General features: G+C 72.5%; 22 protein-coding genes. 17 read left to right on the top strand and 5 right to left on the bottom strand.

Going from position 1 to position 25,183, the window contains the following annotated elements:
• Positions 1 to 58: 58 nt before the first annotated feature.
• Positions 59 to 1,840, bottom strand: a complete 1,782-nt coding sequence (locus NP777_RS21015; RefSeq protein WP_256651717.1) for an ABC transporter ATP-binding protein — start codon at positions 1,838 to 1,840, stop codon at positions 59 to 61.
• Positions 1,837 to 3,840 (bottom strand): ABC transporter transmembrane domain-containing protein, encoded by a 2,004-nt coding sequence (locus tag NP777_RS21010; RefSeq protein ID WP_256651716.1) that lies wholly within the window; start codon positions 3,838 to 3,840, stop codon positions 1,837 to 1,839. Before NP777_RS21010 ends, NP777_RS21015 begins: the two co-directional genes overlap by 4 nt.
• Before the next feature lie 158 nt (positions 3,841 to 3,998).
• On the opposite strand from NP777_RS21010, the gene NP777_RS21005 reads away from it, so the two are divergent.
• Positions 3,999 to 4,739, top strand: a complete 741-nt coding sequence (locus NP777_RS21005) for a L,D-transpeptidase family protein (RefSeq protein ID WP_256651715.1) — start codon at positions 3,999 to 4,001, stop codon at positions 4,737 to 4,739.
• A gap of 39 nt (positions 4,740 to 4,778) precedes the next feature.
• On the opposite strand, the gene NP777_RS21000 is transcribed toward NP777_RS21005, so the two are convergent.
• Positions 4,779 to 5,219 carry a MarR family winged helix-turn-helix transcriptional regulator gene (locus NP777_RS21000; RefSeq protein ID WP_256651714.1) on the bottom strand — a complete coding sequence of 147 codons (441 nt, stop codon included), beginning with the start codon at positions 5,217 to 5,219 and terminating at the stop codon, positions 4,779 to 4,781.
• Between the two features lie 138 nt (positions 5,220 to 5,357).
• Between NP777_RS21000 and NP777_RS20995 the strand changes: the two genes are divergently transcribed.
• Positions 5,358 to 7,253: an ABC transporter ATP-binding protein gene (locus NP777_RS20995; protein WP_256651713.1), complete on the top strand. Its 1,896-nt coding sequence runs from the start codon at positions 5,358 to 5,360 to the stop codon at positions 7,251 to 7,253.
• Between the two features lie 65 nt (positions 7,254 to 7,318).
• Here the strand turns inward: NP777_RS20995 and NP777_RS20990 are convergent, their stop codons facing one another.
• Complete coding sequence (locus NP777_RS20990) at positions 7,319 to 8,161, bottom strand: AfsR/SARP family transcriptional regulator (RefSeq protein WP_256651712.1); 843 nt, start codon at positions 8,159 to 8,161, stop codon at positions 7,319 to 7,321.
• Positions 8,162 to 8,335: 174 nt separating this feature from the next.
• A complete protein-coding gene (locus tag NP777_RS20985) occupies positions 8,336 to 8,533 on the bottom strand; it encodes a hypothetical protein (protein ID WP_256651711.1) in 198 nt (65 codons plus the stop codon).
• Between the two features lie 180 nt (positions 8,534 to 8,713).
• On the opposite strand from NP777_RS20985, the gene NP777_RS20980 reads away from it, so the two are divergent.
• Genes NP777_RS20980 through NP777_RS20910 form a run of 15 tightly spaced genes read left to right on the top strand, consistent with a single transcriptional unit; the run spans position 8,714 to position 25,181 of the window.
• The gene (locus NP777_RS20980; RefSeq protein WP_256651710.1) at positions 8,714 to 9,292 is read left to right on the top strand and encodes a DUF4255 domain-containing protein; all 579 of its coding nucleotides are present in this window, start codon (positions 8,714 to 8,716) and stop codon (positions 9,290 to 9,292) included.
• Positions 9,289 to 10,011 (top strand): carboxypeptidase regulatory-like domain-containing protein, encoded by a 723-nt coding sequence (locus NP777_RS20975; protein WP_256651709.1) that lies wholly within the window; start codon positions 9,289 to 9,291, stop codon positions 10,009 to 10,011. Before NP777_RS20980 ends, NP777_RS20975 begins: the two co-directional genes overlap by 4 nt.
• A 10-nt stretch (positions 10,012 to 10,021) precedes the next feature.
• The gene (locus NP777_RS20970; RefSeq protein WP_256651708.1) at positions 10,022 to 12,286 is read left to right on the top strand and encodes a phage tail sheath family protein; all 2,265 of its coding nucleotides are present in this window, start codon (positions 10,022 to 10,024) and stop codon (positions 12,284 to 12,286) included.
• 19 nt (positions 12,287 to 12,305) lie between these two features.
• Positions 12,306 to 12,761: a phage tail protein gene (locus NP777_RS20965; protein WP_198279648.1), complete on the top strand. Its 456-nt coding sequence runs from the start codon at positions 12,306 to 12,308 to the stop codon at positions 12,759 to 12,761.
• Position 12,762: 1 nt separating this feature from the next.
• Positions 12,763 to 14,256, top strand: a complete 1,494-nt coding sequence (locus NP777_RS20960) for a phage tail sheath family protein (RefSeq protein WP_256651707.1) — start codon at positions 12,763 to 12,765, stop codon at positions 14,254 to 14,256.
• Positions 14,253 to 14,771 (top strand): phage tail protein, encoded by a 519-nt coding sequence (locus tag NP777_RS20955; RefSeq protein WP_020865982.1) that lies wholly within the window; start codon positions 14,253 to 14,255, stop codon positions 14,769 to 14,771. Before NP777_RS20960 ends, NP777_RS20955 begins: the two co-directional genes overlap by 4 nt.
• The gene (locus NP777_RS20950) at positions 14,768 to 14,959 is read left to right on the top strand and encodes a putative phage tail protein (RefSeq protein WP_308405182.1); all 192 of its coding nucleotides are present in this window, start codon (positions 14,768 to 14,770) and stop codon (positions 14,957 to 14,959) included. The genes NP777_RS20955 and NP777_RS20950 overlap by 4 nt, the downstream gene beginning before the upstream one ends.
• Positions 14,956 to 15,627 carry a CIS tube protein gene (locus NP777_RS20945; protein WP_256651705.1) on the top strand — a complete coding sequence of 224 codons (672 nt, stop codon included), beginning with the start codon at positions 14,956 to 14,958 and terminating at the stop codon, positions 15,625 to 15,627. The genes NP777_RS20950 and NP777_RS20945 overlap by 4 nt, the downstream gene beginning before the upstream one ends.
• Positions 15,628 to 15,637: 10 nt before the next feature.
• Complete coding sequence (locus tag NP777_RS20940; RefSeq protein WP_256651704.1) at positions 15,638 to 16,819, top strand: phage late control D family protein; 1,182 nt, start codon at positions 15,638 to 15,640, stop codon at positions 16,817 to 16,819.
• A 2-nt stretch (positions 16,820 to 16,821) separates the two neighbouring features.
• Positions 16,822 to 17,517, top strand: a complete 696-nt coding sequence (locus NP777_RS20935) for a phage baseplate assembly protein V (RefSeq protein ID WP_256651703.1) — start codon at positions 16,822 to 16,824, stop codon at positions 17,515 to 17,517.
• A complete protein-coding gene (locus NP777_RS20930; protein WP_256651702.1) occupies positions 17,514 to 17,936 on the top strand; it encodes a GPW/gp25 family protein in 423 nt (140 codons plus the stop codon). Before NP777_RS20935 ends, NP777_RS20930 begins: the two co-directional genes overlap by 4 nt.
• Positions 17,933 to 19,873 carry a putative baseplate assembly protein gene (locus NP777_RS20925; protein WP_256651701.1) on the top strand — a complete coding sequence of 647 codons (1,941 nt, stop codon included), beginning with the start codon at positions 17,933 to 17,935 and terminating at the stop codon, positions 19,871 to 19,873. The genes NP777_RS20930 and NP777_RS20925 overlap by 4 nt, the downstream gene beginning before the upstream one ends.
• Entirely contained in the window at positions 19,870 to 21,927 is a 2,058-nt protein-coding gene (locus NP777_RS20920) for a putative baseplate assembly protein (RefSeq protein ID WP_256651700.1), read from the top strand. Before NP777_RS20925 ends, NP777_RS20920 begins: the two co-directional genes overlap by 4 nt.
• On the top strand, positions 21,924 to 23,912 hold the full coding sequence (locus NP777_RS20915) for a phage tail protein I (RefSeq protein ID WP_256651699.1): 1,989 nt from the start codon (positions 21,924 to 21,926) through the stop codon (positions 23,910 to 23,912). Before NP777_RS20920 ends, NP777_RS20915 begins: the two co-directional genes overlap by 4 nt.
• Before the next feature lie 12 nt (positions 23,913 to 23,924).
• Positions 23,925 to 25,181, top strand: coding sequence for a hypothetical protein (locus NP777_RS20910; protein ID WP_256651698.1), 1,257 nt, complete (start codon positions 23,925 to 23,927; stop codon positions 25,179 to 25,181).
• The last annotated feature ends 2 nt before the right edge of the window (positions 25,182 to 25,183 follow it).

The raw sequence follows: 25,183 nt of genomic DNA, 5'->3' as shown, positions 1-25,183 counted from the left end.
CCCGGGCGGTCCCGGAGGGGACCGGGGTGGCCACGCCGGGGCGCGGCCACCCCTCCCGCTACTGATGCCAGGAGCGCCACAGCGCGGCGTACGCCCCGTCCGCCGTGACGAGTTCGTCATGGCTGCCCAGCTCGGTGATCCGGCCGCGCTCCACCACGGCGATCACATCCGCGTCATGCGCCGTGTGCAGCCGGTGGGCGATCGCGACCACGGTCCTGCCCTCCAGCACCCGGCCCAGCGACCGCTCCAGATGACGCGCCGCCCGCGGGTCCAGCAGCGAGGTGGCCTCGTCCAGCACCAGCGTATGCGGATCGGCCAGCACCAGCCGGGCCAGCGCGATCTGCTGCGCCTGCGCGGGGGTGAGCGCGAGACCGCCCGAGCCGACCTCGGTGTCCAGGCCCTCGTCCAGCGCGCGGGCCCAGCCGTCGGCGTCCACCGCGCCCAGTGCCGCCCACAGCTCGGCGTCCTCGGCGCAGGCGCGGGCCAGCAGCAGATTGTCCCGCAGCGAGCCCACGAAGACATGGTGCTCCTGGTTGACCAGGGCCACATGCTCCCGGACCCGCTCGGCCGGCATCCGCGCCAGCTCCGCACCGCCCAGGGTCACCCGGCCGGTGCGCGGGGAGTAGATCCCGGCCAGCAGCCGCCCCAGGGTGGACTTCCCCGCCCCGGACGGGCCCACCAGCGCCAGCCGCGTCCCCGGGGCCACCTTCATGGAGACCTCGTGCAGCACATCGCTGCCCTCGTGGTAGCCGAACCGCACGTCGTCCGCGCGCACCTCCCGGCCACCGGGGACCACGCCCTCGTCGGCGGGGCCCTCCTCGATCTCCCGCACCCCCACCAGCCGGGCCAGCGACACCTGCGCGACCTGCAGCTCGTCGTACCAGCGCAGGATCAGCCCGATCGGCTCGACCAGCATCTGCGACAGCAGCGCCCCGGTGGTCAGCTCGCCGATCGACATCCAGCCCCGCATCACACACAGACCGCCGATCATCAGCACCGAACCGGTGATCAGCGTGTAGCTCACATTGATCACCGGGAAGAGGACCGAGCGCAGCCAGAGGGTGTAGCGCTCCCACGCCGTCCACTGCCGGATGCGCAGCTCGGACTGGGCGATCCGCCGGTCGCCCAGCCGGTGGGCCTCGATGGTCCGCCCGGCGTCCACGCTCTCGGTGAGGGACGCCGACACCGCCGCGTACCCTGCCGCCTCCGAGCGGTAGGCGCTCGGCGCGCGGCGGAAGTACCACCGACAGCCGATCACCAGCACCGGAAGCGCCACCAGCACCGCGAGGCCCAGTGGGGGAGCGGTCAGGGTCAGCGCGCCGAGCAGCAGTCCGGTCCACAGCACACCGATGGCGAGCTGCGGCACGGCCTCGCGCATCGCGTTCGCCAGCCGGTCGACATCGGTGGTGATCCGGGACAGCAGATCCCCGGTCCCGGCCCGCTCCAGCACCCCCGGGGGCAGACCCACCGACCGTACGAGAAAGTCCTCCCGCAGATCGGCCAGCATCTGCTCGCCGAGCACCGCCCCGCGCAGCCGCACCAGCCGGACGAACACGGTCTGCACCACCAGCGCCACCGCGAACAGCGCCACGGTGCGCCCGATGTGGAGGTCCTTCTCGCCCTGGGAGAGGTCCTCGACCACGCCGCCCAGCAGTTGCGGGCCGACCATGGAGGCGAGCACCGCGGTCGCGTTCACGACCATCAGCACGGTGAAGGCGGCCCGGTGCCGCCGCAGCAGCTCACGCACATAGGCCCGCACGGTGGTGGGCGTGCCGACCGGCAGCGTCGTCGCCGACTCCGGTGCGGCCGGGTCATAGGCGGGCGGTGCCACGCCGATCATGCCGACTCCTCGATCTGTTCCTCGATCCGCCCGATGTCTTCCCGCGCGGTGTTCTCGCGCGCGGTGTCCTTCCGCGCGATATCCCCCAGGCCGTGGCCGGCCGGCCCGGTGGACCGGCCGGGCCTCCGCGCGGCGGTCTCGTCGTCCGTCTCGCGGGTGACGACCGCGCGATACGTGGGGTCGGCGCCCAGCAGTTCACGGTGGGTGCCCACCCCCGCCGCCTCGCCGTCGGCCACGAACACCACCCGGTCCGCCCGGTCCAGTACCAGTGGGCTGGAGGTGAACACGATGGTGGTCCGGCCCGTCCGCAGCTTCCGCACCCCGTCGGCGATCCGCGCCTCGGTGTGCGAGTCCACCGCGGAGGTCGGCTCGTCCAGCACCAGCACCTCCGGATCGGTCACCAGCGAGCGGGCCAGCGCCAGCCGCTGCCGCTGGCCACCCGACAGCGAGCGGCCGCGCTCGGTGATCCGGGTGCGCATGGGGTCGGCGTCCCCCTCGTCGGCCGCCGACGCCTGCGCCAGCGCCTCCAGCACATCGCCGCACTGGGCGGCCTCGAGCGCCTTCTCCGCCGAGACCTCCCCGGACCTCGGCACATCCAGCAGCTCGGCGAGCGTCCCCGACAGCAGCACCGGGTCCTTGTCCTGCACCAGCACCGCCGTGCGCGCCGAGGCCAGCGCCACCCCGTCCAGGGCGACCCCGCCGAGCAGCGCCGACGGCGCCCCGCCCTGGCCCCCGGCGCCCGGGCCGCCGTCTGCGGGATGCCCGCCCAGCCGGTCCGCCAGCCGCCCGGCCGCGTCCGGGTCGCCGCACACCACCGCGGTCAGCACTCCGCTCGGCGCCAGCATCCCGCTCACCGGGTCGTACAGATCCCCGCCGAGCGATGCGGCGGCCTCATGCGTTTCCGCGCGCCCGCCGCCGTCCACGGATGCCGCGCCGTCCACGGATGCCGCGGTGGCCGCAGTGGCCACGATGGCTGCGGCGGCCGCGCCCTCGCCGTCCGCGGAGGAGCGCCGCAGCGCCAGCACCCGGGCCGCGCGCCGCGCGGAGGGCCGGGAGAAGGAGTACGCCATGGCGATCTCCTCGAAGTGCCGCAGCGGGAAGAGCAGAAAGGTGACCGCGCTGTAGACGGTGACCAGCTCGCCCACCTCGATCCGCCCCTCGCCGGCCAGCGACGCCCCGTACCAGACCACACCGATCAGCAGCAGCCCCGGCAGCGCCACCTGCACCGCCGCGATCAGCGCCCACATCCGCGCGCTGCGCACCGCCGCGACCCGCACCTCCTGCGAGGCGCTCCGGTAGCGGCCCAGGAACAACTGCTCGCCGCCGATGCCCCGCAGCACCCGCAGCCCGGCCACGGTGTCCGAGGCCAGCTCGGTGGCCCGGCCCGCCTTCTCCCGCTGGTCGTCGGCCCGGCGCGCCGCGCGCGGCAGCAGCGGCAGTACGGCCAGCGCCAGCGCGGGCACACCAACCGCCACCACCACTCCCAGCGCGGGCTGGTAGAGCACCAGCGCCACGCAGAGCGCGACGGTGGTGATCGCGGCAGCGGTGAATCGGGACAGGGCCTCCACAAACCAGCCGATCTTCTCGACATCGCCCGTGGAGACGGCGACGACCTCACCAGCCGCCACCTTCCGGGTGAGCGTGGACCCCAGTTCCACCGCCTTGCGGGCCAGCAACTGCTGTACCCGGGCCGCCGCCGTGATCCAGTTGGTGACCGCCGCACGGTGCAGCATGGCGTCCCCCAGCGCGGTGAGCACGGTGAGCCCCACCATCAGCGCCCCGGCCATCGCCAGCCGGGAGCCTGAGCGATCCACCACCGCCTGCACACCGAAGCCGATGGCGAGCGGGAAGGACACCAGCGCGGCCATGTGCACCAGACCCCAGAGGGCCGCCTTGACCTGCCCGCCCAGCTGATTCCTGCCCAGCCAGAAGAGAAACCTCGGACCTGACCGCACGTCGGGTCGGCCGGGATCGGGGTACGGAAGATCGCGAATGTGCATGACGTCCCAAGGTCGGGCGGGCGGCGGAGGGAGGGGAGGGCGGGAGACGTGCAAGGCTGACGTTCTCACGTGCGGAATTCAACTGGTTTTCCCGGGACCGGCCGGAACACGCCAATCCCGCATGCCGCACTGTCCTATGCGGGTGGGACCATGGGGACATGCGAATTTCCGGCACGATGTCCATGCGTGCGGCGGCCGCGGCCGCCGCGGCCCTCGTCCTCCTCACGGCCTGCGGCGACGGCGGCGGTGACAGCGGTGGTGACAAAGGCGCGGACCAGGGCAAACAAGCGCTGCGCAGCGGGGCGCCCAGGCCGGATCCCACGCGTATCCCGGACGTGGGGGACAAGCTCCAGTCCCGGATCCCGGACCAGTCCCGTCAGGTCGTGGCGGTCTACGGCAAAGGGGTGAACTCCGGGGACGCGACCGTGGTCCTCTACACCAAGCAGGGCAAGGCATGGGAGCGGACGCGCAGTTGGACCGCGCACAACGGCAAACGCGGCTGGACGACGAACCATCACGAGGGCGACAAGCGCAGCCCGGTCGGGGTCTACACGCTCAGCGACGCGGGCGGTGTGCTGCCCGACCCCGGCGCCCGGCTGCCGTACACGGCGTCCGGCTCCTTCGCCGCGCCCCACTACTGGCCCAAGTCCCACTGGACGGACTTCAACTACGTCATCGCCATTGACTACAACCGCGTCAAGGGCACCTCGCCGCTGGACCAGACCCGGCCCGAAGGGCAGAGCAAGGGCGGCAGCATCTGGTTGCACATGGATCACGGCAGCGGCACTTCGGCCTGTGTCAGCCTCCCCAAGTCCGGTATGGAGTATCTGCTGAAGAATCTCGACCCCAAGCTGCACCCGGTGGTGGTCATGGGGGACAAGGCGCACCTGGCCGCCTGAGCGCGGCACCAGGGCGTCGGCGGTGCGGCCGCCCAGATCTCAGCAGCGGTGGTCCGGGGCGCCGGACAGGGTGTCCAGCAGCTCGCCCAGCGCCTCGCGCTGCTGATCGCTGAGCGGCGCCAGGATGTCCTCAGCGGCGGCCCGGCGCGCCTCGCGCAGCGCACGCAGCGTCGAGCGCCCGGTGTCGGTGAGCTCGACGCGCACTACCCGGCGGTTGGTCGGATCCGGTACGCGCCGCACCGAGCCATGCGCCTCCAGGGCGTCCACCAGCGTCGTCACGGCGCGTGGGACCACCTCGAGGCGCTGGGCCAGGTCCGCCATCCGCGGCGGCTGGTCGTCATGGGCGACGGTGCGCAGCAGGCGGGACTGGGCGGGGGTGATGCCCAGCGGCTCCATATAGCGCTTCTGGGCGCGCTGCAGTCTGCGGGTCAGGCGCAGCAGCTGCTCCGCGAGGAGGCCGGGTGTCTCGGACGTGGGCATGATCGCAGTTTATCAGGACCGGGTTCATTGTGAGTATAGGTAACAATGAGCTATGCTCTCAAAGTCCGCGCCGACGCGGCCACGGCTCGACCACGCCGTCATCATCCGCGCCGGCCTCCCTGACCCCAGAAGGAGCCCATGCGCCCCGACACACCTCCGTCATGGACCCCGTCCGCCCAGGAGCCCGAGCGGCCCGCCCAGGTGCGCCGCATCCTCCGGCTCTTCCGTCCCTATCGCGGCCGCCTCGCCGTGGTCGGCCTGCTGGTCGCCGCGTCCGCGCTGGTCTCGGTCGCCTCGCCGTTCCTCCTCCGGGAGATCCTCGACACCGCCATCCCCGACGGCCGCACCGGACTGCTCACCCTGCTCGCCCTCGGCATGATCGCCGCGGCCGTCGTCAACAGCGTCTTCGGCGTTCTGCAGACCCTGATCTCCACCACCGTCGGCCAGCGCGTGATGCACGATCTGCGCACCGCGGTCTACGACCGGCTGCAGCGCATGCCGCTCGCCTTCTTCACCCGCACCCGCACCGGCGAGGTGCAGTCCCGTATCGCCAATGACATCGGCGGTATGCAGGCCACCGTCACCTCCACCGCGACCTCGCTGGTCTCCAACCTCACCAGCGTGGTCGCCACCGTCGTCGCGATGCTCGCGCTCGACTGGCGGCTGACCGTCGTCTCCCTGCTCCTGCTGCCGGTGTTCGTCTGGATCAGCCGTCGCGTCGGCGCCGAGCGCAAGAAGATCACCTCGCAGCGCCAGAAGCAGATGGCCGCCATGTCCGCCATGGTCACCGAGTCCCTGTCGGTCAGCGGCATCCTGCTCGGCCGCAGCATGGGCCGGTCCGAGTCGCTGACCCAGCAGTTCGCCCAGGAGTCCGAGCGCCTCGTGGGCCTGGAAGTGCGCTCCAACATGGCCGGCCGCTGGCGGATGTCCACCATCGGCATCGTCATGGCCGCCATGCCCGCGCTGATCTACTGGGCCGCGGGCGTCGCCCTCCAGGCCGGTGGTCCCGCCGTCTCCATCGGTACGCTCGTCGCCTTCGTCTCGCTCCAGCAGGGGCTGCTCCGGCCGACGGTGAGCCTGCTGGCCACCGGTGTGCAGGTGCAGACCTCCCTCGCCCTCTTCGCCCGCATCTTCGAATACCTCGACCTGCCGATCGACATCACCGAGCCCGCCGACCCGGTCCGCCTGGGGAAGGTGCGCGGCGAAGTCCGCTTCGACGGCGTCGACTTCGACTACGAGAGCACACCTCCCGGTCCCTCAAAGGGCGCGTCGAAGAACACCGTGTCGAAGAACACCGCGTCGAAGAACACCGTGTCGAAGAACACCGCGTCGAAGGGCACCCTGCGCGGCATCGATCTGACCGTCCCCGCGGGCGGCAGCCTGGCGGTCGTCGGACCGACCGGCTCCGGCAAGACGACCCTCAGCTATCTGGTGCCCCGGCTCTACGATGTGACCGGCGGCCGGGTGCTGATCGACGGGGTGGATGTGCGCGACCTCGACTTCGACTCCCTCGCCCGAGCCGTCGGCGTCGTCTCCCAGGAGACGTACCTCTTCCACGCCTCCGTCGCCGAGAATCTGCGCTTCGCCAAGCCCGACGCGACCGATGAGGAGATCGTGGCCGCGGCCGAGGCCGCCCAGATCCACGACCACATCGCCTCCCTACCGGACGGCTATGACACCCTCGTGGGAGAGCGTGGCTACCGCTTCTCCGGCGGGGAGAAGCAGCGCCTGGCCATAGCCCGCACGATTCTGCGCGACCCGCCCGTCCTCATCCTCGACGAAGCCACCAGCGCCCTGGACACCCGCACCGAGCAGGCCGTCCAGGAGGCCATCGACTCCCTCTCGGCCGGTCGCACCACGATCACCATCGCCCACCGGCTCTCCACCGTGCGCGACGCCGACCAGATCGTCGTCCTCGACGGCGGCCGGATCGCCGAGCGGGGCACCCACGAGGAGTTGCTGGCCAAGGACGGACGCTACGCCGCACTGGTGCGGCGCGACGCCCATCTGTCGCCGGTGGTCCCCGCCGTCTAGTGCCCGACGCGCACACTCCACGGTCAGGCGCGCACACTCCACGGTCAGGCGGGCACGGTGCCGACTCAGGCGGGCACGGTGCCGGCCGGGGCCGAGGTGTCCGTGCCCTGTGCCGGGACCTCGCCCGCCGGATGGCAGACGATCCGACGTGTCGGGAGCTCCGGAGCGGCGCCCCCGCCCCCGGAGTGAGTGGCCCCACCGACACCCCCGCCCCCGGAGTGCGCCGGCACCAGGTTCCTCAGCGTCTGGGACGGCTCCAGGCCCAGCTCCTCGATCAGCACCCGGCGGCATTGCTCGTACTGCCGCAGCGCCGCGCCCCTGTTGCCGGCGGCGAGATGCGCGTTCATGAGCACGCGATGAGCGCTCTCCCGCAGGGGCTCCGCACGTACGGCGGCGAGTCCGGCGGCGACCGCCTCGCCATGGCGGCCTGCCGTCGTCAGCCGCTCGGTCATCGCCTCCAGGGCGTACAACCGGAGTTCATGGTATTGCTCCTGCTCGATCAGCACCCACTCGTTCTCCGACCACTCCGGTAAGAGATCGGCCGAGAGATCCTCCCGGGTCCGCGTGGTGAGGATGTCATCGCACGGCCGCGACATATCGAGCAGCCGATGCGCATGCGTCGCCGCCACGTGGATATCCACGTCGATGTGCTTGCAGATCGCCAGTTCCTGTGTGGACGCGTCGATGACCTGATGTCCCGTGCGCGTGGCGCGCCATAAGGACGACCGGAGATTGGCGTTGGCGCGGGAGGCCGTGACATCCGGCCACAGCATTCCGGCCACATAGGTCCGGCTGCGTGGCATGTTCTGCAGGGCGAGGAACGCGAGGAGGCGTTGGGCGCTGGAGGATATGGGAACGCGTTTCTGATCGACCGACAGCGCGAAACTCTTGAGCAGTCTCAACGTCATGACGTGGCCTTCTGCGCTCATCGGCCCCCCGGGGCGATATTGGCTCCAGCGGCCATCCCGTGCGTCCCATCGGGATGCCCTAAAGCCATGTTACGAGCAGATCATGATCGTGTGTCCGGCCTTCTCGCCAAAGGACGCTATATGGCCGGCCATCACCGGAACGTCGCGGCGACGTCACCTTTCCGGCTCGAGCAGCTGATCGAGCCAGGCGCGCACGGCGGTGAGCACATCGTCGACCGCGCTCACCGCGCTGGGGGCCGTCTGCTGCCCGTCCCCGGTCGGCACGATGCGCGCACGGAATCCATCCGGCCTGCCGCCTTCCACCCAGACCCGGAGGATCAGGACACCGGTCCGCTCTGAGGGGATTTCCATGAAAGGACAATATGCGCGCCCGTGTCACCTCGGCGTTGTCGATGTGTGTCCGGGTTCGTCATCGGCGGCCGCGAAAACGGACCGGTGACGTTCGTGTGATGTGCCTATCGCGATCCGGCCACGCCGGGCCCGGCATCCTCTCGGAGCACGCTTTCGAGCGCGGAGAGGGGGAGCATTCGCATGGGCGACTTCGGCGTCATCGCCGACGTCTCCACGATCATCGTGGACAGCCTGACCCAGGCCCTGCGCGGGCTCAGCCAGGTGGAACCGCCGATCGCGGAACTCAACGACCTCTCCGAGACGGTCCAGACACCGCCGCCCAAACTCACGGTGTTCCTCTACGAGATCGCCGAGGACCCCACCTCGCGCAACCGGCCGCCGGTGCGCTCCCAGCCACCCGACCCACTGACCACCCGCAAGCCGCCGATGGCCCTGCTGCTGCGCTACCTGGTCACCCCCTGGGGCGGTGACCAGGCCACCCAGCACCGGATGCTCGGACGGGCCCTCCAGACGTTCTACGACGACGCGATCCTGGACGGCGCACAGCTGTCCGGCAGCCTGGCGGCGAGCACCGACACGCTCAACCTCAGCCTGACCCCGCTCACCCTGGACCAGAAGTCCTGGGTCTGGTACGCGATCCAGAAGCCGTACCGGCTGTCGCTCAACTACGAGGTCCGCGTGGTCAACCTGGACTCCGCCGTCGAGACGCCGGTCCACCCGGTGCACAACCGGGTCATCAGCGGGGCGGGGCTGCCATGAGCCGCTTCCTGCCGCTGGAGCGGTCGACGCTCTACAGCCCGGCCTGGTTCATACCCCTCGACGACTATGCCCGGCGGGTGCGCGCCACCGGGGTCACCGTCCAACTGGACCGCTACGACGACGGCTGGCTGCCGCTCGACGACGTGGCGGTGCGCACCCCCAGCGCGGCCTTCGTCTATCCGGGTCTCGGCCGGTGCGCCGAGCCGTGGGCGGCCCGGCCGCGGCGCCACCGGGCGCGCTTCACGGCCCCCGGCTACCAGCCGCTGTATCCGGCCGACGGCCAGCCGTTCTCGGCCGCCCTGGTGGGCGTCGAGTTCCTGGTGCACCCGTATGACGACGGCCACCCGCCGCCGGTGGTGACCGAGCCACGGCTGGTCCGGCTGCTGCCGAGCGTCTCCTTCCCCTACCCGCCGGGGCTGCGCACGGTGCACGGCTCCGTGGTCGACGCGGCCACGCGGGCGCCGATCGCCAATGCGCTGATCGAGGCCGGCGGGCAGACCAGCCGGGACCTGACGCCATGGCACGAGCGCACCCTGTCCGACGCCGCGGGCGCCTTCCGGCTGGCCCTGCGGTGGGAGGGCGAGAAGGCCGACGAGCACGCCGTCGAGGAGATATTCCGCCTGCAGGCCACCGAGCGGCCGGGCCGGTCCGGATCGCTGGTCGTGCGGCTGCCCCAGGACATCGAGCGCCGGCACGTCATAGAGATCCGCGAGAGTTAAGGAGCCGTCCATGGCGGAGTATCTGAGCCCCGGGGTCTACATCGAGGAGATCGATGCGGGCCCACGGCCGATCGCGGGGGTGAGCACCAGTACGGCCGGAATGGCCGGGGTCACCGTGCGCGGTCCGTACACCGGCAAGCCCAAACTGGTCACCAACTTCCTGGAGTTCCAGAACACCTTCGGCGGATTCCTCCGCGAGCCGGACCCGCTGATCCGGGACACCTGGGCGAACGACCCGGCGGAAGGCGGCCGCTGGTGGCTGTTCCCGCTGGCCGTCAAGGGGTTCTTCGACAACGGCGGCCAGCGGCTGTACATCAAGCGGGTCGCCGGCAAGCAGGCGAGCCCGTCCTCGGGCGTGCTGGGCCATGGCCTGGTGAGCCCGGTCACCGGTGATGCCGCCAAGGGCGCCACCCGCCTGGAACTCGGCCATCTGATCGGGTTCTCCGGCGTCGGGCAGCAGATCCAGATCTTCCGCGGCGACGACCAGCAGTCGATCCACACCGCCGGTGTCGCCGCCTACGACGCCACCACCCACCGGATCGAGCTGGACGCCCAACTGCCCGCCGAGGTCAGGGCGGGCCGCGGCGACTACGTCCAGATCGGGGCGCGCAGCGCGGAGCAGACACTGGAGTTCGCCGCCGTCAGCCCCGGTTCGTGGGGCGACGCGGTGCAGGTGCGGATCCAGCCGATGGCCTCGGCCGCACTGCCGGTGCTGCCGGATCCGCAGGAGGGCGGGCTGTTCGTCACACGGCTGGCCGCGGACGCCGCCGCCGACAGCGAGACGGTCGAGGTCGCCGCGGTGGCCGGGCTCGACCCCGACGAACTGCCGTCCGACGTATGGGTGCGGATCGGCTCGGGCCGTTTCAAGGTCCAGGTGAGCCAGCCGGCGGACGGGAAGGTCACCCTGACCCTGCCGTCCGGCGCGACCCATGAGGCGTGGCGCGGTGGACTGCTGGTGCGCCGGGTGCGCCGGGGCAACACCTCGGCGGGGACGACGCTGCGGGTCGGCGGGGCGAGCCGGCTCTACGAAGGTGCCGTGGTCCAGCTCGACGACGGCACCCATCTGTCCATCCGCACCGTCGAATCGGTCGCCGCGGACGTCGTCACCCTCGACGGGAACGTGCCCGGGACGCTGTTCGAGACCGATCGGGTGCAGCTGATCGAGGCGCAGGTCGACGCCCGGTTCACCGATCCGTCCGGGGCCGTGGAGACCGAGACCCACCGCAACCTCCGGCTCACCGGCGACACACCGACCAACCTGGTGACCACCCTGGCCGCCCGCTCCCGGCTGGTGCGGGCGACGGCGCTGGGCGCCCTGTCCACCGACCCGACGAAGTTCCCCCTGCCCGCCGTCGGATCCTGGCTGACGCTCGGAGACGGGGACGACGCCTACGGGAGCCTGAGCGTGGCCGACTTCGTCGGCGAGGACGGCGGCAGCGGCAAGCGCACCGGGATCGCCGCGCTGGAGGACATCGACGAGGTGGCCGTCTGCGCCGTGCCGGGGATGTGGTCCGGGACGGTCGAATCGGCCCTGGTCACCCACTGCGAGCTGCTCAGGGACCGGTTCGCGATCCTCGATCCGCAGGACGGCCTGGACATCGAGGGCGTGCAGGCGTTCCGGGAGCGCTTCGACACCAAGTACGCCGCGCTCTACCACCCGTGGCTGGTCACCCGCGACCTGTCGGCGGACCGCGACGTCGAGGTGCCGCCCTCGGGCCACATGGCCGGGATCTACGCGCGCGTGGATGTGGAGCGGGGGGTGCACAAGGCACCGGCCAACGCGGTCATCCGGGGCATCCGGCTGACCGACGGCATCGCCCAGGACATCACCAAGCGCCATCAGGACGTGCTCAACCCCAAGGGCATCAACGCGCTGCGGTTCTTCCCCGGACTCGGCCACCGGGTCTGGGGAGCGCGCACCCTCTCCTCGGACAGCTCGTGGAAGTACGTCAACGTCCGGCGGCTGTTCCTCTATCTGGAGGAGTCGATCGAAGAGGGCACCCAGTGGGTGGTGTTCGAGCCGAACGACGAGGCGCTGTGGTCCCTGGTCCGCCAGACGGTCGCGAACTTCCTCACCACGGTCTGGCGCACCGGCGCGCTCGCCGGCACCACCGCCGACGAGGCGTTCTTCGTCGCCTGTGACCGCACCACGATGACCGAGGACGACCTCGCAGGCGGCCGCCTCATCTGTGTCGTCGGCGTCGCGCCGGTCTTCCCGGCGGAGTTCGTGATCTTCCGGATCCAGCAGAAGACCCGCGAGACCCAACTCGCCTGAGTGCCCGAGGGAGTTCACTATGCCGCCCGTGACCAGGGACGATCCATACGCGTCCTATAACTTCAAGATCCTCGTGTTCAACGTCAGCGACGACGGGCTCGCGGTGAGCGGGTCCTTCACCGAGGCGAGCGGGCTGGAGCTGGAGATCCCGCCGATCGAGTACCGCAACGGGAGCGAGGACATCACCGTCCGCAAGATCCCGGGGCTGAAGAAGTTCACCAACCTCACCTTCAAGCGCGGTATCACCGGCCATGCCGCCTTCTGGAAGTGGGTGGCCGACGCGCTCAACGGCACGGTGAAGCGCACCCACGGCTCGATCGTGCTGTGCGACGAGAACCGCAACGACGTGGTGCGCTGGAACTTCGACCGCGGCTGGCCCACCAAGTACACCGGCCCGACGCTGAGCGCCACCAAGAACGAGATCGCCATGGAGACGCTCGTCCTGGCGGTCGAGAAGCTGGAGATCGAAACCTGATATGGCAGGCGAAGCGCTCCCCGGAGTATCCCTCGCGTTCGCGCCACGCGGCTCCGACACCGAGCCGCTGCGCACCGACGTGGCGGCGTTCCTGGGCCGGCTCCGCCGCGGCCCGGTCGGCACTCCCGTGCGCGTGGAGAGCTGGAACGACGTCGTGGGCACCTTCGGGCCGCCGGAGGGCGCCTTCGCCACCCCGTACGCACTGCGCGGCTTCTTCGAGAACGGCGGCCGCACCGCGTGGGTGCTCCGGGTGTCCGGGCCGGCCGGCACGGCCCGGACCGCGTGGCCGGTCGGGCCGCTGAGCGGATGGGACGCCACGGGTTACCAGGTGGTGGCCACCAGCCCCGGCGCCTGGGCCAACGGCGGCCGTATCGCCATCCGTTACCAGGCCAGCACCGTCGCCGGACCGCCCACCGTGGGCGTCCGGGTGATGATGCCCGGCGAGCCGCCCGAGACCTTTCCCGGGCTGCCGCTCACCGGCCTGGCCGACCGGCTCACCGGATCCCGCTACATCCGGCTGATCCCGGACGGGCCGCCACCGCCACCGGGGCGGCCCGGCCCGATCTCGACGTCCTGGGACCTGACGCTCGCGGGCGGCACCGACGCCGCGCCCGGCCGCGGGGCGTACTCGGACGCCGTGACCGTACAGGCCGAACTGCCCGAACCGGCGCTGGTGGCGCTGCCGGACCTGGGCACGGACCTGTCCGGCGGCGCGCACACCGACGCGGTGCTCGAACTGCTGCGGAGCGTGCAGCCGTCGCACGACCGCCTCGCCGTTCTGGACGTGCCGCCCGCGCTGTCCTCCGTTGACCAGGTGGTGGACTGGGTCGGTTCCCTGGCGGGCACCGGCGACAGCCAGTTGCTCGGCTGCGCCGCCGTCTACCACCCGCCGCTGCGCACCCCCGACGGGCAGGACCTGCGCACCGTCCCGGCGTCCGGGCACGTCCTGGGCGTCATCGCCCGCCTCGACGGCGAGCGCGGGGCGCACCACACGCCCGCGAACGCGGTGATCCTGGAGGCGGTCGACCTCGCCACCGAATACCCCGAACCGCAGCAGGTGCGGCTGTTCGACGCGGGGATCGACCTGATCCGGTGCACCCGCGGGCGGGGGCTGATGGTGTGGGGCGGGCGCACCCTGTCCGCCGATCCGGGCACCCGCTACATCGCCCACCGGCGGCTGGTGCATCTGCTGGTGCGCGCGATCCGGCGGGCGGCGAGCCCGCTGGTGTTCGACGTCAACTCGGCGGAGCTGCGGCTGACGTTGGTACGGGCCCTGACCTCCGTGCTGCTGTCGGCCTTCCGGGCCGGGGCGCTCGCCGGTGCCCGGCCCGAGCAGGCGTTCCGGGTGGTGTGCGACGACACCAACAACCCGCCCGAGCAGGACCCGGGGCAACTGGTCTGCGAGATCGAGGTGGCCCCGGCCGTCCCCATGGAGTTCATCCGGCTGCGTCTCGTACTCGGCCAGGACCGAGGTCTGGAGGTGATCGAGGCGTGAGCCTGGATCCACTGCCCAAATACCGCTTCCTGGTCACCCTCGACCCCGGCGACGCGTATCTGCCCGCCGCGCAGGCGCTGCTGCTGCCACTGGCCGCCTCCGGCGCGTTCCAGGAGGTCACCGGGCTCGGCGCGCAGCTGGAAGTGACGAGCTACCCGGAGGGCGGGCGCAACGACTCGGTCCACCAACTGCCGCTGCGCCACTCCTGGAACCGGATCACGCTCAAGCGCGGCGTGGTGCGCGACCCGGGGCTGTGGTCCTGGTACCAGGCCGGGCTCGCCGACTCGCTGGGCGCCCGCCGCGACGGCGCGGTGATCGTACTCGGCCCGGACGGGGTGCCCGGTGCGGCCTGGGCCTTCCACGGCGGGCTCGCCGCCAAGTGGACCGGCCCGGATCTGCACGGGGAGCAGAACGCGATCGCCATCGAGTCGCTGGAGATCGCGCACGAGGGGCTGACGAAGGTCCTGCAGGACGCCGCGGCGAGCGCCTTGCCGCGCCAGATCCAAGGGAGGTGACCGAGGTGCCGAAGGTGACCATTCACCACCTCGAGGTCCGGTTCCAGGTGGAGGGCGACGACGGCGCCGTGTTCACCCGTCTGTTCAACCAGCACATCCAGGCGTGGGCGAAGTTGTACGAGGACCAGTGCGCACGCGCCACACACACCGAGGCGGAACGCCGTTTCGGCGACGGGGAGGCGCCATGAGCGTGACGCCCGTGTCCTTCGCCCGGCAGGGTGCCGCCCGCGCCCGGCTGGAGATCGTCCGGCCGGTGATCGCCGACGAGCGGCAGCGGCGGATCCCGCTGCGGTTCAACCCCACCGACTACAAGCTGAGCAAGAGCAACACCTTCGCCGAGATCACCATCCCCGGCCTGGAGACACCGCCCCTGCAGTACGTCCGCGGCGGCACGGAGACCCTCACCGTGCAGGCGCTGGTGGACACCTCCGACACCCTGGAGAACGTACGGAAGGCCTACGTCAATGCGGTGCGCGACCTGCTGCGGCCCGACAGCCGCGAACACGCGCCACCGGTCGTGCGGTTCGTCTGGGACGAGGAGGTCTTCACCGGCGTCGTGGAGAAGCTGGACGTCAACTACCAGCTGTTCCGGCCGGACGGGGTGCCGCTGCGGGCCATGCTGGACCTCTCGCTCAAGGAGTTCCGCACCGCCGCCGCGCAGGTCGCCGAGACGCCCCGGTCGTCGCCCACGGTGGAGAAGAGCTATGTGGTGCGGCGCGGCGACACGCTCAGCTCCATCTCCGCCGCGCTGTACCGGCGGCCCGACGCCTGGCGGGAGCTGGCGCGTGCCAATGGCATCAGCGACCCACGGGACCTGCGGCCGGGCCGGGTGCTGACCGTGCCCCGGCTGGCGTGAGGAGCGCGCGATGAGCACCCCCACCCCCGAGGTCGCCTCGCCCGACCGGTACGCGCCCGAGTTCGATGTGCGCATCGAGGGCCTGGAGATGGACCCGTCCACCAAGAACGACATCATCGACATCAAGGTGAACCGGGACCTCGACGAGCTGTCCGGCTTCGATCTCACCCTGAACAACTGGGACGACGTCAATCTGCGGTTCAAGCACAGCGATTCGCCGCGCTTCCGGCTCGGCGGCCGGGTCTCGGTCCGGCTCGGCTACGCCGACAAGCTGCTCACCGTCGCCACCGGGACCATCTCCACGCTCAGCCCGAAGTTCACCGACGGCGCGTCGCCCACCGTGCAGGTCAGCGGAGTGGACGGGCTGCTGCGGCTCAAGGACCGCAAGCCCACCGAGAACGAGACCAAGATCTACCGCAATCTGCCGGACTGGCGCATCGCCGAGCGGATCGCCCAGCGCAACCACCTGCGCATCGAGGTCACCCGGGAAGGGCCCACCCATGACCTGGTGGTGCAGAAGAACCAGGACGACGCGACGTTCCTGCTGGAGCGGGCCAAGCGGCTGGACTTCGACTGCTACATCCTGCCGGACGCGAAGACCGGCGAGGACACGCTGTACTTCACCAAGCCGACCGACGGCCGCGACGGCCGCCCGATCCGGCTGTACCGGCTGGCGTACGCACCCGGGCTGAGCACCGGCCCCACCGGCCGGCCCGAGGGGCTGGTCCCCAACCTGATGGAGTTCACCCCGACGCTGACCGTCTCCCAGCAGGTCAGCAAGGTCACCGTGCGCGGCTGGGACCCCCGTACCAAACAGTCGATCGCGTTCACCGCGACCGCCGAGAACCTCCCGGCCGGGCAGAACACGGCCGACGGGCAGAGCGGACCGCAGGTCGCCGAGTCCACCCTGCAGGGCCGCCAGGAGGTCGTGGTCGACGCCCCGGTCGGCAGCGACCAGGAGGCCCGCGAACTGGCGATCAGCCTGCTGCGCGAGCGCGCCTACGAGTTCATCACCGCGACCGGCAAGGTGGCCGGCCTGCCCGAACTGCGGCCCGGCGACAACCTGGAGATCTACGGCCTCGGCCACCGCTTCTCCGGCACCTACTTCGTCAAGCGGGTCGAGCACACCCTCAACACCGGTGGTTTCTTCACCCAGTTCACCGCACGGCGGATCCATCAGGGGGCCCAGTGACGATGAGGGGCACGCCACGCGCTCGCTCCACCGACAAGCGCTACTACGGCGTGGTCGAGGCGCTCGTCGTGGAGAACGAGGGCGACGACGAGGGCCAGGTCAAGCTGAAGTTCCCGTGGTTCGACGACACCACGGTCACCGACTGGGTCCGGGTCGGCCAGCTCTACGCGGGAGGCGGCTACGGCTCGGTGTTCGTCCCCGAGAAGGGCGATGAGGTGCTCGTCGCCTTCGTCCACGGGGACATGCGGTACCCGATCGTGCTCGGCGGCCTCTACAACGGCGAGGACAAGCCGCCGACCGCCCGCACCGAAGGCCGCGACCAGAAGCTCATCCGGACCCGGCACGGCCATGAGGTGCTCCTGGACGACACCGAGTCCAAGGCCGCGGTACGGATCACCTCCGCCGCCGGACACGTCGTGGAGCTGGACGACCAGGGCAAGGCGATCCGCATCACCGCCGCCGAGGGCGGCAGTGTCACCGTCACCGCGCAGGGCGAGATCACCCTCAAGGCGCCCAAGCTGACGGTCGATTCCCCCTCCATCGACCTCGGCGGCGGCGCCACCGAACCGCTCGTGCTCGGCAACGCGCTGCTCCAGGCGTTCAACACCCACACCCATCCGTCCGCCGCCGGGCCCACCGGCCCGCCGACCCCGCCGCTCACCCCCGCCGTGCTGGCGAAGAAGGCGAGGACGGCATGAGCGAGGAGTTCCTCGGGACCGGCTGGCGGTTCCCGATCCTGCCCGACGCGTCCGGGCGGCTCGGATACGCCGTCGGCGAGGAGAGCATCGAGCACTGTCTGCGGGCGCTGCTCCGCACCGGCACCGGCGAGCGGGTGATGCGGCCCGAACTGGGCACCCACGCACAGGAGTTGGTGTTCGCGCCCGGCAGTGTGCAGAACCTGCGCGACCTGGAGCAGTCGATCGCCGTCGCCGTCCGCGACCATGAGCCACGGGTGGAACTGGAGGAGGTCCGCGCGGAGGCCGACCCGGCCGACGAGTCGCGGATCACCGTCTCGATCGTCTACCGCATCCGGCGCAGCAACACCAAGGCGAACCTGGTGTTCCCGTTCTACACCGGGCTCACCGGACCCACGGGCCTCACCGGGGGCACACCATGACCCTGCCCCCGCCGAAACTGGACGACCTCACCTGGGCCGACATGATGGCGGCGATCCGCCGCCGGATCCCCGCCGAGTCCGACGGCACCTGGACGCTGCACGCGCCCGTCGACCCCGGCGTCACCCTCCTCGAACTCTTCGCCTACCTCCTCGAGCAGCGGCTGTACTGGCTCGACCAGGTGCCGGACGCGCTCGTGGTGGCCATACTGCGGCTGCTCGGCCTCGAACCGCCGCGCCCCGCCCGCCCCGCCGCCACCGTGCTGCGCCTCGCCGCCCGGCAGGAAGGCACCGCGGTCCCGCTCGTCCCCGCCGGGACGGCGCTGACGCGGGACCCCACCGGGGAGGTGATCTTCACCCTCGACGACGACACGGCCGTGCTGCCGCTCGCCGAGGACGGCGAGGTCACCGTGTGGACCGACCGCGACCGCACGGCGGATCTGCGGGCCCGGCGCGGCGTCGCGCTGCTGGCGGGCGACGGCGCCCCGGCGCGGGTCCGGTTCACCCTGCCGCTCACCGGGGACCACCCCGCGCCCGGCCCGATCGGGCTGCTCGTCGAGCTGGACGCGCCCGCCGCGTCCGCGCCGTCGTGGCTGCCCGGCGCGGTCGCCGACGTACCGCCTCCCGCCGAGCTGACCTGGTCCTGGTTCCGGCCGGGCACGGACATCTCCGGTGCGTATCAGAAGGTCGAGGACGGCACGGGCGGGCTCAGACGGTCCGGTGTGGTCCGGCTCCACCCCCCGGCCGACTGGTCCACGCGGGACACCGGGCTCCTGGTGTCCACCCCGGCCGCCACCTACGCGGCCCCGCCCCGCCTGCTCCAACTCGCCGTCAACGCCTCCGCCGCACGCCACCGCCGGAACCGCACCGTGAGCGGCGCCGACCTCCGGGACCAGATCGGCGCCTGGCTCCGGCTGCCCGGCCAGCATCTGGTCCTGCCGGACGCCGCCGACCGCCTGCTGGAGGCGACGCTGCGCCTGGCGGGCCAGGAGTGGCGGCCCGCACCGGACTTCACCTTCGGCTCCCCGGCCGACCGGATCTTCGTGCTCGACCGCGCCGAGGGCGCGCTGGTGTTCGGCGACGGACTCACCGGGCGCATCCCGCACCCGGACCCGGACGCGCACATCGACTACCTGACCGGCGGCGGCCGGATCGGCAACGGCGGCATGACCGGCAACTGGCTGCCCGCCCAGGACCTTCCGGGCGCGGTCTCGGCCGCCAACCTCGTACGGGCCGAAGGCGGCACCGACCCCGAGACCATCACCGAGGCGCGCCGCCGCGCCGCCGCCTCCCTGGGGGAGGTGACCCGCGCGGTCACCGCCGAGGACTACGTCACCCTGGCGCGTGCCACACCCGGCGTCGCCATCGCCCGCGCCTACCCGGCCGTCGGCGCGCACCCCGGCTTCCCGTGCGCCACGGTGCCCGGGGCGGTGACCGTCCATATCGTCCCGGCCGCGCCCCGGGACGACCTCATCCGCGAGGACTTCGTGGCCGCGCCGCTCCCCGACCCCGGGATGCTGCGCGCGGCCGCCGCCCACCTCGAACAGGCCCGGCTGCTCACCTCCGAGGTCTTCGTCCGCGCTCCCCGCTACCGCGAGGTGACGCTGCGCGTGACCCTCTCGGGCGATCCGGCGGACGTCACCCGCGTGTCCACCGCGCTCACCGCCGCGCTGCGCCGCTTCCTCGACCCGCTCGTGGGCGGTGCGGACCAGGACGGCTGGCCGTTCGGACAGCCGCTGCGGCCCTCGGCCCTGCTGCGGGCCGCACAGCGGGCGCTGGGCGACCTCGCGGACCTCGCGGCGGTGGCGATCGGCCTCGACGGGGCCGACGCGGTAGAGGAGTGCGACGAGGTGCCGCTCGGCGCCGGGGAGCTTCCCGTCCTGCGGACGGTCCACACCCGGATCGTGCCCGCCGTCGAACCGGGGGAGGGGCTGGTATGACCGGCGAGGTGTGGTGGGAGAGGGACGCGCGGGAACGGGAGCGCGAGGACGGGCGGATCGTGCCCGGCCCCGGACCGACCGGCGTCCAGCCCGAACTGGTCGACGCCACCCGCGAGGCCGTACGCGCCGACGTCCGCGGCCGGATCGCGGGTTACACCCCGGACTGGACCGACCCCGACCGGCAGGACGCCGGTGTCGCCCTCGTCCGCCTCTTCGGCACCCAGACCGAACCCGTCCTCGGCCGTGTCAACCGGCTGCCGGAGAAGGTGCTGGCCGAACACCTGACGACGGCGGGTGTGCGGCGCCGTCCGGCCGGAGCGGCGGCGACGCTCCTGGAGTTCACCGTCAACCCGCCGGACGGTGCCTCGGTGCTCGTCCCCGCCGGGTTCCAGAGCGCCGCCTCGACCCCGGCGGGCCAGGTCGTCTACGAGACCGACCAGGACCTGTACGCCACTCCGGCCACCCTCGCCGATCTCGCCGTCCAGGAGGCCGGAACGATCCAGGCCCTGCCGCTGGGACCGGCCGGGCCCAGCCGCCCCTTCGAGCCCTTCGGCCGCGACCCGCGGCCCGGGAACGCGCTGTGGATCGGAATCGCCGGACCGGCCGCCCCCTATCCGCGGCTGTCGCTGGGCTTCGTGGTCGTCGCCGCTCCGCCCGCCCCCGCGGCCTCCGGCGGCACGACGCCGCTGCCGCCCGCGCCGCTGCTGCGCTGGGACGTACTGGACGGAAGCCGGCTCGTCCCCGCCGAGCTGATGCGGGACTCCACCGCCGGGTTCGGCGCCAGCGGGACCGTCGAACTGCGGGTGCCGCGGTCATGGGAGCCGGGCAGTCCGTCCGGCACCCGGCCCCGGCTGCGCTGGCTGCGCCTGCGGATCGCGCACGGCGCCTTCGCCGGACCCGCGCCCGTGCTGTCCGGGCTGCGGCTGAACCTGGTCGCCGCCACCGCCGCCCGCACCATCCGCGACGAGCCGCCGCAGCCCGTCCAGGACCCGGCGACGACCGGGCTGCGGCGCATGAAGCTCAGCCAGGTGCCCATCCTCGCCGGATCGGTGGTCATCGAGGTGGACGACGACACGGGCGGCGATGTGTTCGGCACCTCGGCCGGTGCCGCGGCCGGCACCTCGTCCCGGTGGCGTGAGGTGGAGAGCCTGGCCGGATACGGCGCCGACGACCGGGTGTTCACCGTGGACCACGAGAGCGGCGAGGTGACCTTCGGGGACGGCGTGAGCGGCGCCGCCGTCCCGCCCGGCTTCCGCAACGTCCGCGCCGTGCGCTACCGCGTGGGCGGCGGCGCCGCCGGGGCGGTGGCGGCGGGCGCGGTCAACGGGGTGGTGACCGCGCTGCCGTTCGTCACCGGTGTGAGCAACCCCTTCCCGGCCTCCGGCGGAACGGACGCCGAGCCCGATGCCGACGCCATGCGCCGCGGCGCCGGTGAACTGCGGGCCCGCGGCCGGGCCGTGGCCCCGGCCGACTACGGGCAGCTCGCCACCCGCGCGCCCGGCGCCTCGGTGGCCCGCGCCCGGGGCGTGCCCGGTCTGCACCCCGACTTCGCCGGGGTGCCGATCCCGGGCGTGGTGGGCGTCCTCGTCGTACCACCCGTACCGCCGGGCGGCGACCCGGACGAACCGCCGGTCGCCACCGCCGCGACCCTGAAGGCCGTCGCCGACTTCCTCATCCGCGAAGCCGCTCCCGCCGGGGTCACGGTGGTCGCCGCCCCCGCGCCGTACCGCCGCGTCGGAGTGGAGTCCTGGGTGGCCCTCGACCCGGACCTCGACCGGGCCGCCGTCCTGGCCCGGGCCGGGGACGCGGTGCGCACCTACCTCGATCCGCTGCGCGGCGGGGAGGACGGCGCGGGCTGGCCCTTCGGCGGTGCGCTGCGCCATACGGCGCTGGTCCGGCGGCTCCTGGCGGTCGAGGGCGTGCTGGCCGTCACCCGGCTCTCGCTCACCGTCGACGGAGTGCGCCGCCCGCCCTGCACCGACCACGCCCTCCCGCCCCACACCCTCGTCTGGCCGGAGCGACCGCTGCTGATCCCGGTAGGAGACCAGCCATGACGTGCACCCCGCACCCCGCGACCTTCCGCCTCCTCGACGTTCACGTCGGCTGGGACCAGGGGGACCTCCAGCAGGCTGACGGCATCGTCGGCTTCGAGGACCCGGCCGGACTCCGGCTCGCCCACCGCGGTGCCGCGCCGGAGGGCCCCACCAGGGACCGGCTGCTGCCGTGGTTCCCCGACCCCCGCCTCGCGCCCGGGTGCGGGCCGTGCGGCTGGTACCTGCTCGTCCCCGGCGAGCGGCGGCTGCTGCGCCGTGACGGGTGCGGCGTTGCCTTCGCCCCCGTCTGGCCGTCCGGCTGCGACCCCGACCCGCTGCGCGAACCGGTCTCGGTCGCCGCGCGCGGACACCGGCTGGCCGTGGTGGAGTCCGACCGGGTCCTGGTGTGGCGCCGTGAGGGCGGCCAACTCGCCGGTGTGATCCGGGCCGAGCGGCCCCGGTGGGCCGCCCTGGGCCCAGATGACGAGGTCCTGGTGGCCTGCCGGGGCAGCACGGACCTGCGGCGGTTCGACTCGACTGGTGGCCCTCGCGGGGTGCTGCGCACCGGTGTGCGCGGCGAGATCATCGGCCTGCGCACCGGCCCGGAGCGGAGCGTGTGGCTGCTGACCGACGACGGCGGACGGCTCGGCATCCACCGGGGCGGTCACCGCGGCCCCTTCCGCCCCGTCACCGTGGACGAGCTGGCCGCGGCCCTGCCGCCGTCCACGCTCACCTCGGCCGACGAGGACGGTGAGAACGGTGAGAACGGTGAGGGCGGATTCTGCCTGACCGAGAACGGCCCGGAGGGCCCCGAGGCCGTCTGCTTCAGCTGGCAGGGCCTGCCCCGGGACCCCGCGCCACCCGCCACCGACGCGTACGTCACCAGTGGTTCGTATCTCACCACCCTCATCGACAGCGGGATTTCGCGGTGCCGCTGGCACCGCGTGCGCCTGGACGCCGAGGTGCCCGCCGGTACGGCGGCCGCCGTCGAGATCGTGGTGAGCGAGGACGGGCGGTACGACGAGAGCGACTGGCAGACGTCGGCCCCGGGGGTCACGGACTTCCTCGTCGACCAGCCGCCCGGCCGCTTTCTGCGGCTGCGGCTGCGGCTGTCCGGCGACGGCGCCTCGACTCCGGTGCTGCGCCGCGTCCGGCTGGACTTCCCCCGGGTCACCAGCGCCGATCTGCTGCCGCCCGCCTTCCGCGAGGACCCCGCGGCCGACGACTTCACCGAGCGCTTCCTGTCGCTGTTCGACGCCACGCTCGCCCAGCTCGACCGGGTGATCGAGCGGTATCCGTCGCTGCTCGACCCCGCAGGCGTCCCGGACCGGGCGCTGCCGTGGCTGGCCGGGCTGCTCGGCCTGTCGTTCGAGGCGGGCTGGGACGCCCGCACCCGGCGTGCGCTGCTGGCCGCCGCCCCGGAGCTCTACCGGCGCCGGGGCACGCCATGGGCGCTGCGCGAGGCGGTGCGCATCGTGTTCGGGGTGGCCCCGGTCGTGGACGAACTGGCGGCGGACCGCCGCTGGGCCCATCTGCGGGCGGCGCGGGACCAGGGCCGGGGAACCGACCAAGGGCTCGGCGCCATAAGGCTGTTCGGCCGCTCGGCGAGCCGCTTCCGGGTCGGCGGCACGGCGCTCGGCGCGGCGCCGCTGCGCGCCTTCGGCGCGCCGGACAGCGACCCGTTCACCGCGCACGCGCACCGGTTCCGGCTGCTGCTGCCCGCCGGATCGGTGGACGCGACGGCGCTGCGGCGGCTGGTGGAGCGGCAGGCGCCCGCGCACACGGTGGGGTCGGTACGCACCGGCGGCGCGGGCTTCGTGGTCGGTTCGCGGTCCACGGTCGGTGTGGACACCGCGTTCGTCCCGCTGCCGCCGCCCGTACTGGGCGGTGCGAACCCCGTGCGGCTGGGCCGCGACGGGGTGCTGAGGCCGGGACCGAGAGGGTTGCGCCGAGGGGTGGGCGTGGGAGTCGTCTCCGCCGTCGGCATGCATACGCAAGTGTCGTGAGAGGACGGGGCGATGACCGAGACAGGACCATCGAGGACCGAGGAGTTCCACGCGCCACCACTGCGCCGGCTGCGGTACTTCCACGGCCAGATGCTGGGCGCGCGGGACTTTCAGCGTGAACAGGATTACCACCGCGAGAAGTTGAGACTGCGGATGCGCTGTCTGCTCGGCTACGGCGTGGTGTGCGGCCTCCATGTGGAACCGGTGCCGCGGGACCAGGACGACTGCCCGCCACCCGCCGACGAGGAGACACCACCCGCGACGGAGGACGGCGAGGAGGGCGGCGCCGAGCCGGAGCGCACCCGGCGCAGGGCCAAGGTCAGGATCACTCCCGGTCTCGCCGTGGACTGCGAGGGCAACGAGGTCGTGGTGCGCGGCGGCTGCGAGATCGACCTGTGGAAGGCGCTGCCCCCGCACGAACGGGACACCGACACCGTCTGGATCGGTGTCGAGTACGCCGAGCGGCCCGTCGAACCCACCCGCGCCGTCTACAACGACGCCTGCGCCGACACCTCCGACTGCGAGTTCGGCTGGACCGAGGAGCGCTACACGGTGCGGGTCACCGGCTGCGAACCGCCGGTGGACGAGCGCTGTGACACCTGCTGCGAGCCGTGCGAGCACACGGTGCTGTGGCTGGCCAGGATCGACTGCGTGGACTGGTACGAACCGGTGCGCCGGAACCACATCCACATGAACGTGCGCCGCCCGTTCGGCCGTCATCTGCCCACGGTGATCACCGGCATCAACTGGATCCACGGCCACACCTACACCATCGACGAGGCCAAGGACCTCCTCGGCACCCTGGACGAGGACGGCGGGCTGGTGGTGCGGTTCTCCGCCGACGTACGGTCCGACACGCTGCGGCCCGGTGTGGTGGAGCTCCAGGTGATCGAGGGCGGCAGCGGCCGCAACGCCTCCACCTGGTACATGGGCGGCACCTTCGCCGAACCGGACCTGGAGTCCGCGGAGTGCGACGAGTTCACCCAGGAGTTCCGCTACCGCCAGATCACGCGCGAGACGCTGCAGGACGGCGACCGCGTACTGATCACCGTCCGCGCCGCGTTCCTCCTCGACCGCTGCTGCCGCCCGGTCGACGGCACCCATGTCGGTGGGCGCGTCCCGCTCATCCGCACCGGCTCGACGCTGTCGGCCGAGCACGGCGGTGACGACCGCTGCGACCTGCCGCCCTCGGGCATCGGGCCCTGGACGTCCGGCACCGGCGCGGGCGGGGACGTCTTCGAGAGCTGGTTCTTCGTGAAGGAGCGCTGATC

Origin of the sequence: Streptomyces rugosispiralis (genome assembly GCF_024505145.1) — a bacterium.
Lineage (GTDB): Bacteria > Actinomycetota > Actinomycetes > Streptomycetales > Streptomycetaceae > Streptomyces > Streptomyces rugosispiralis.
Note: the sequence above shows the minus strand (reverse complement) of the source record. Positions and strands in the feature narration are given on the sequence as shown.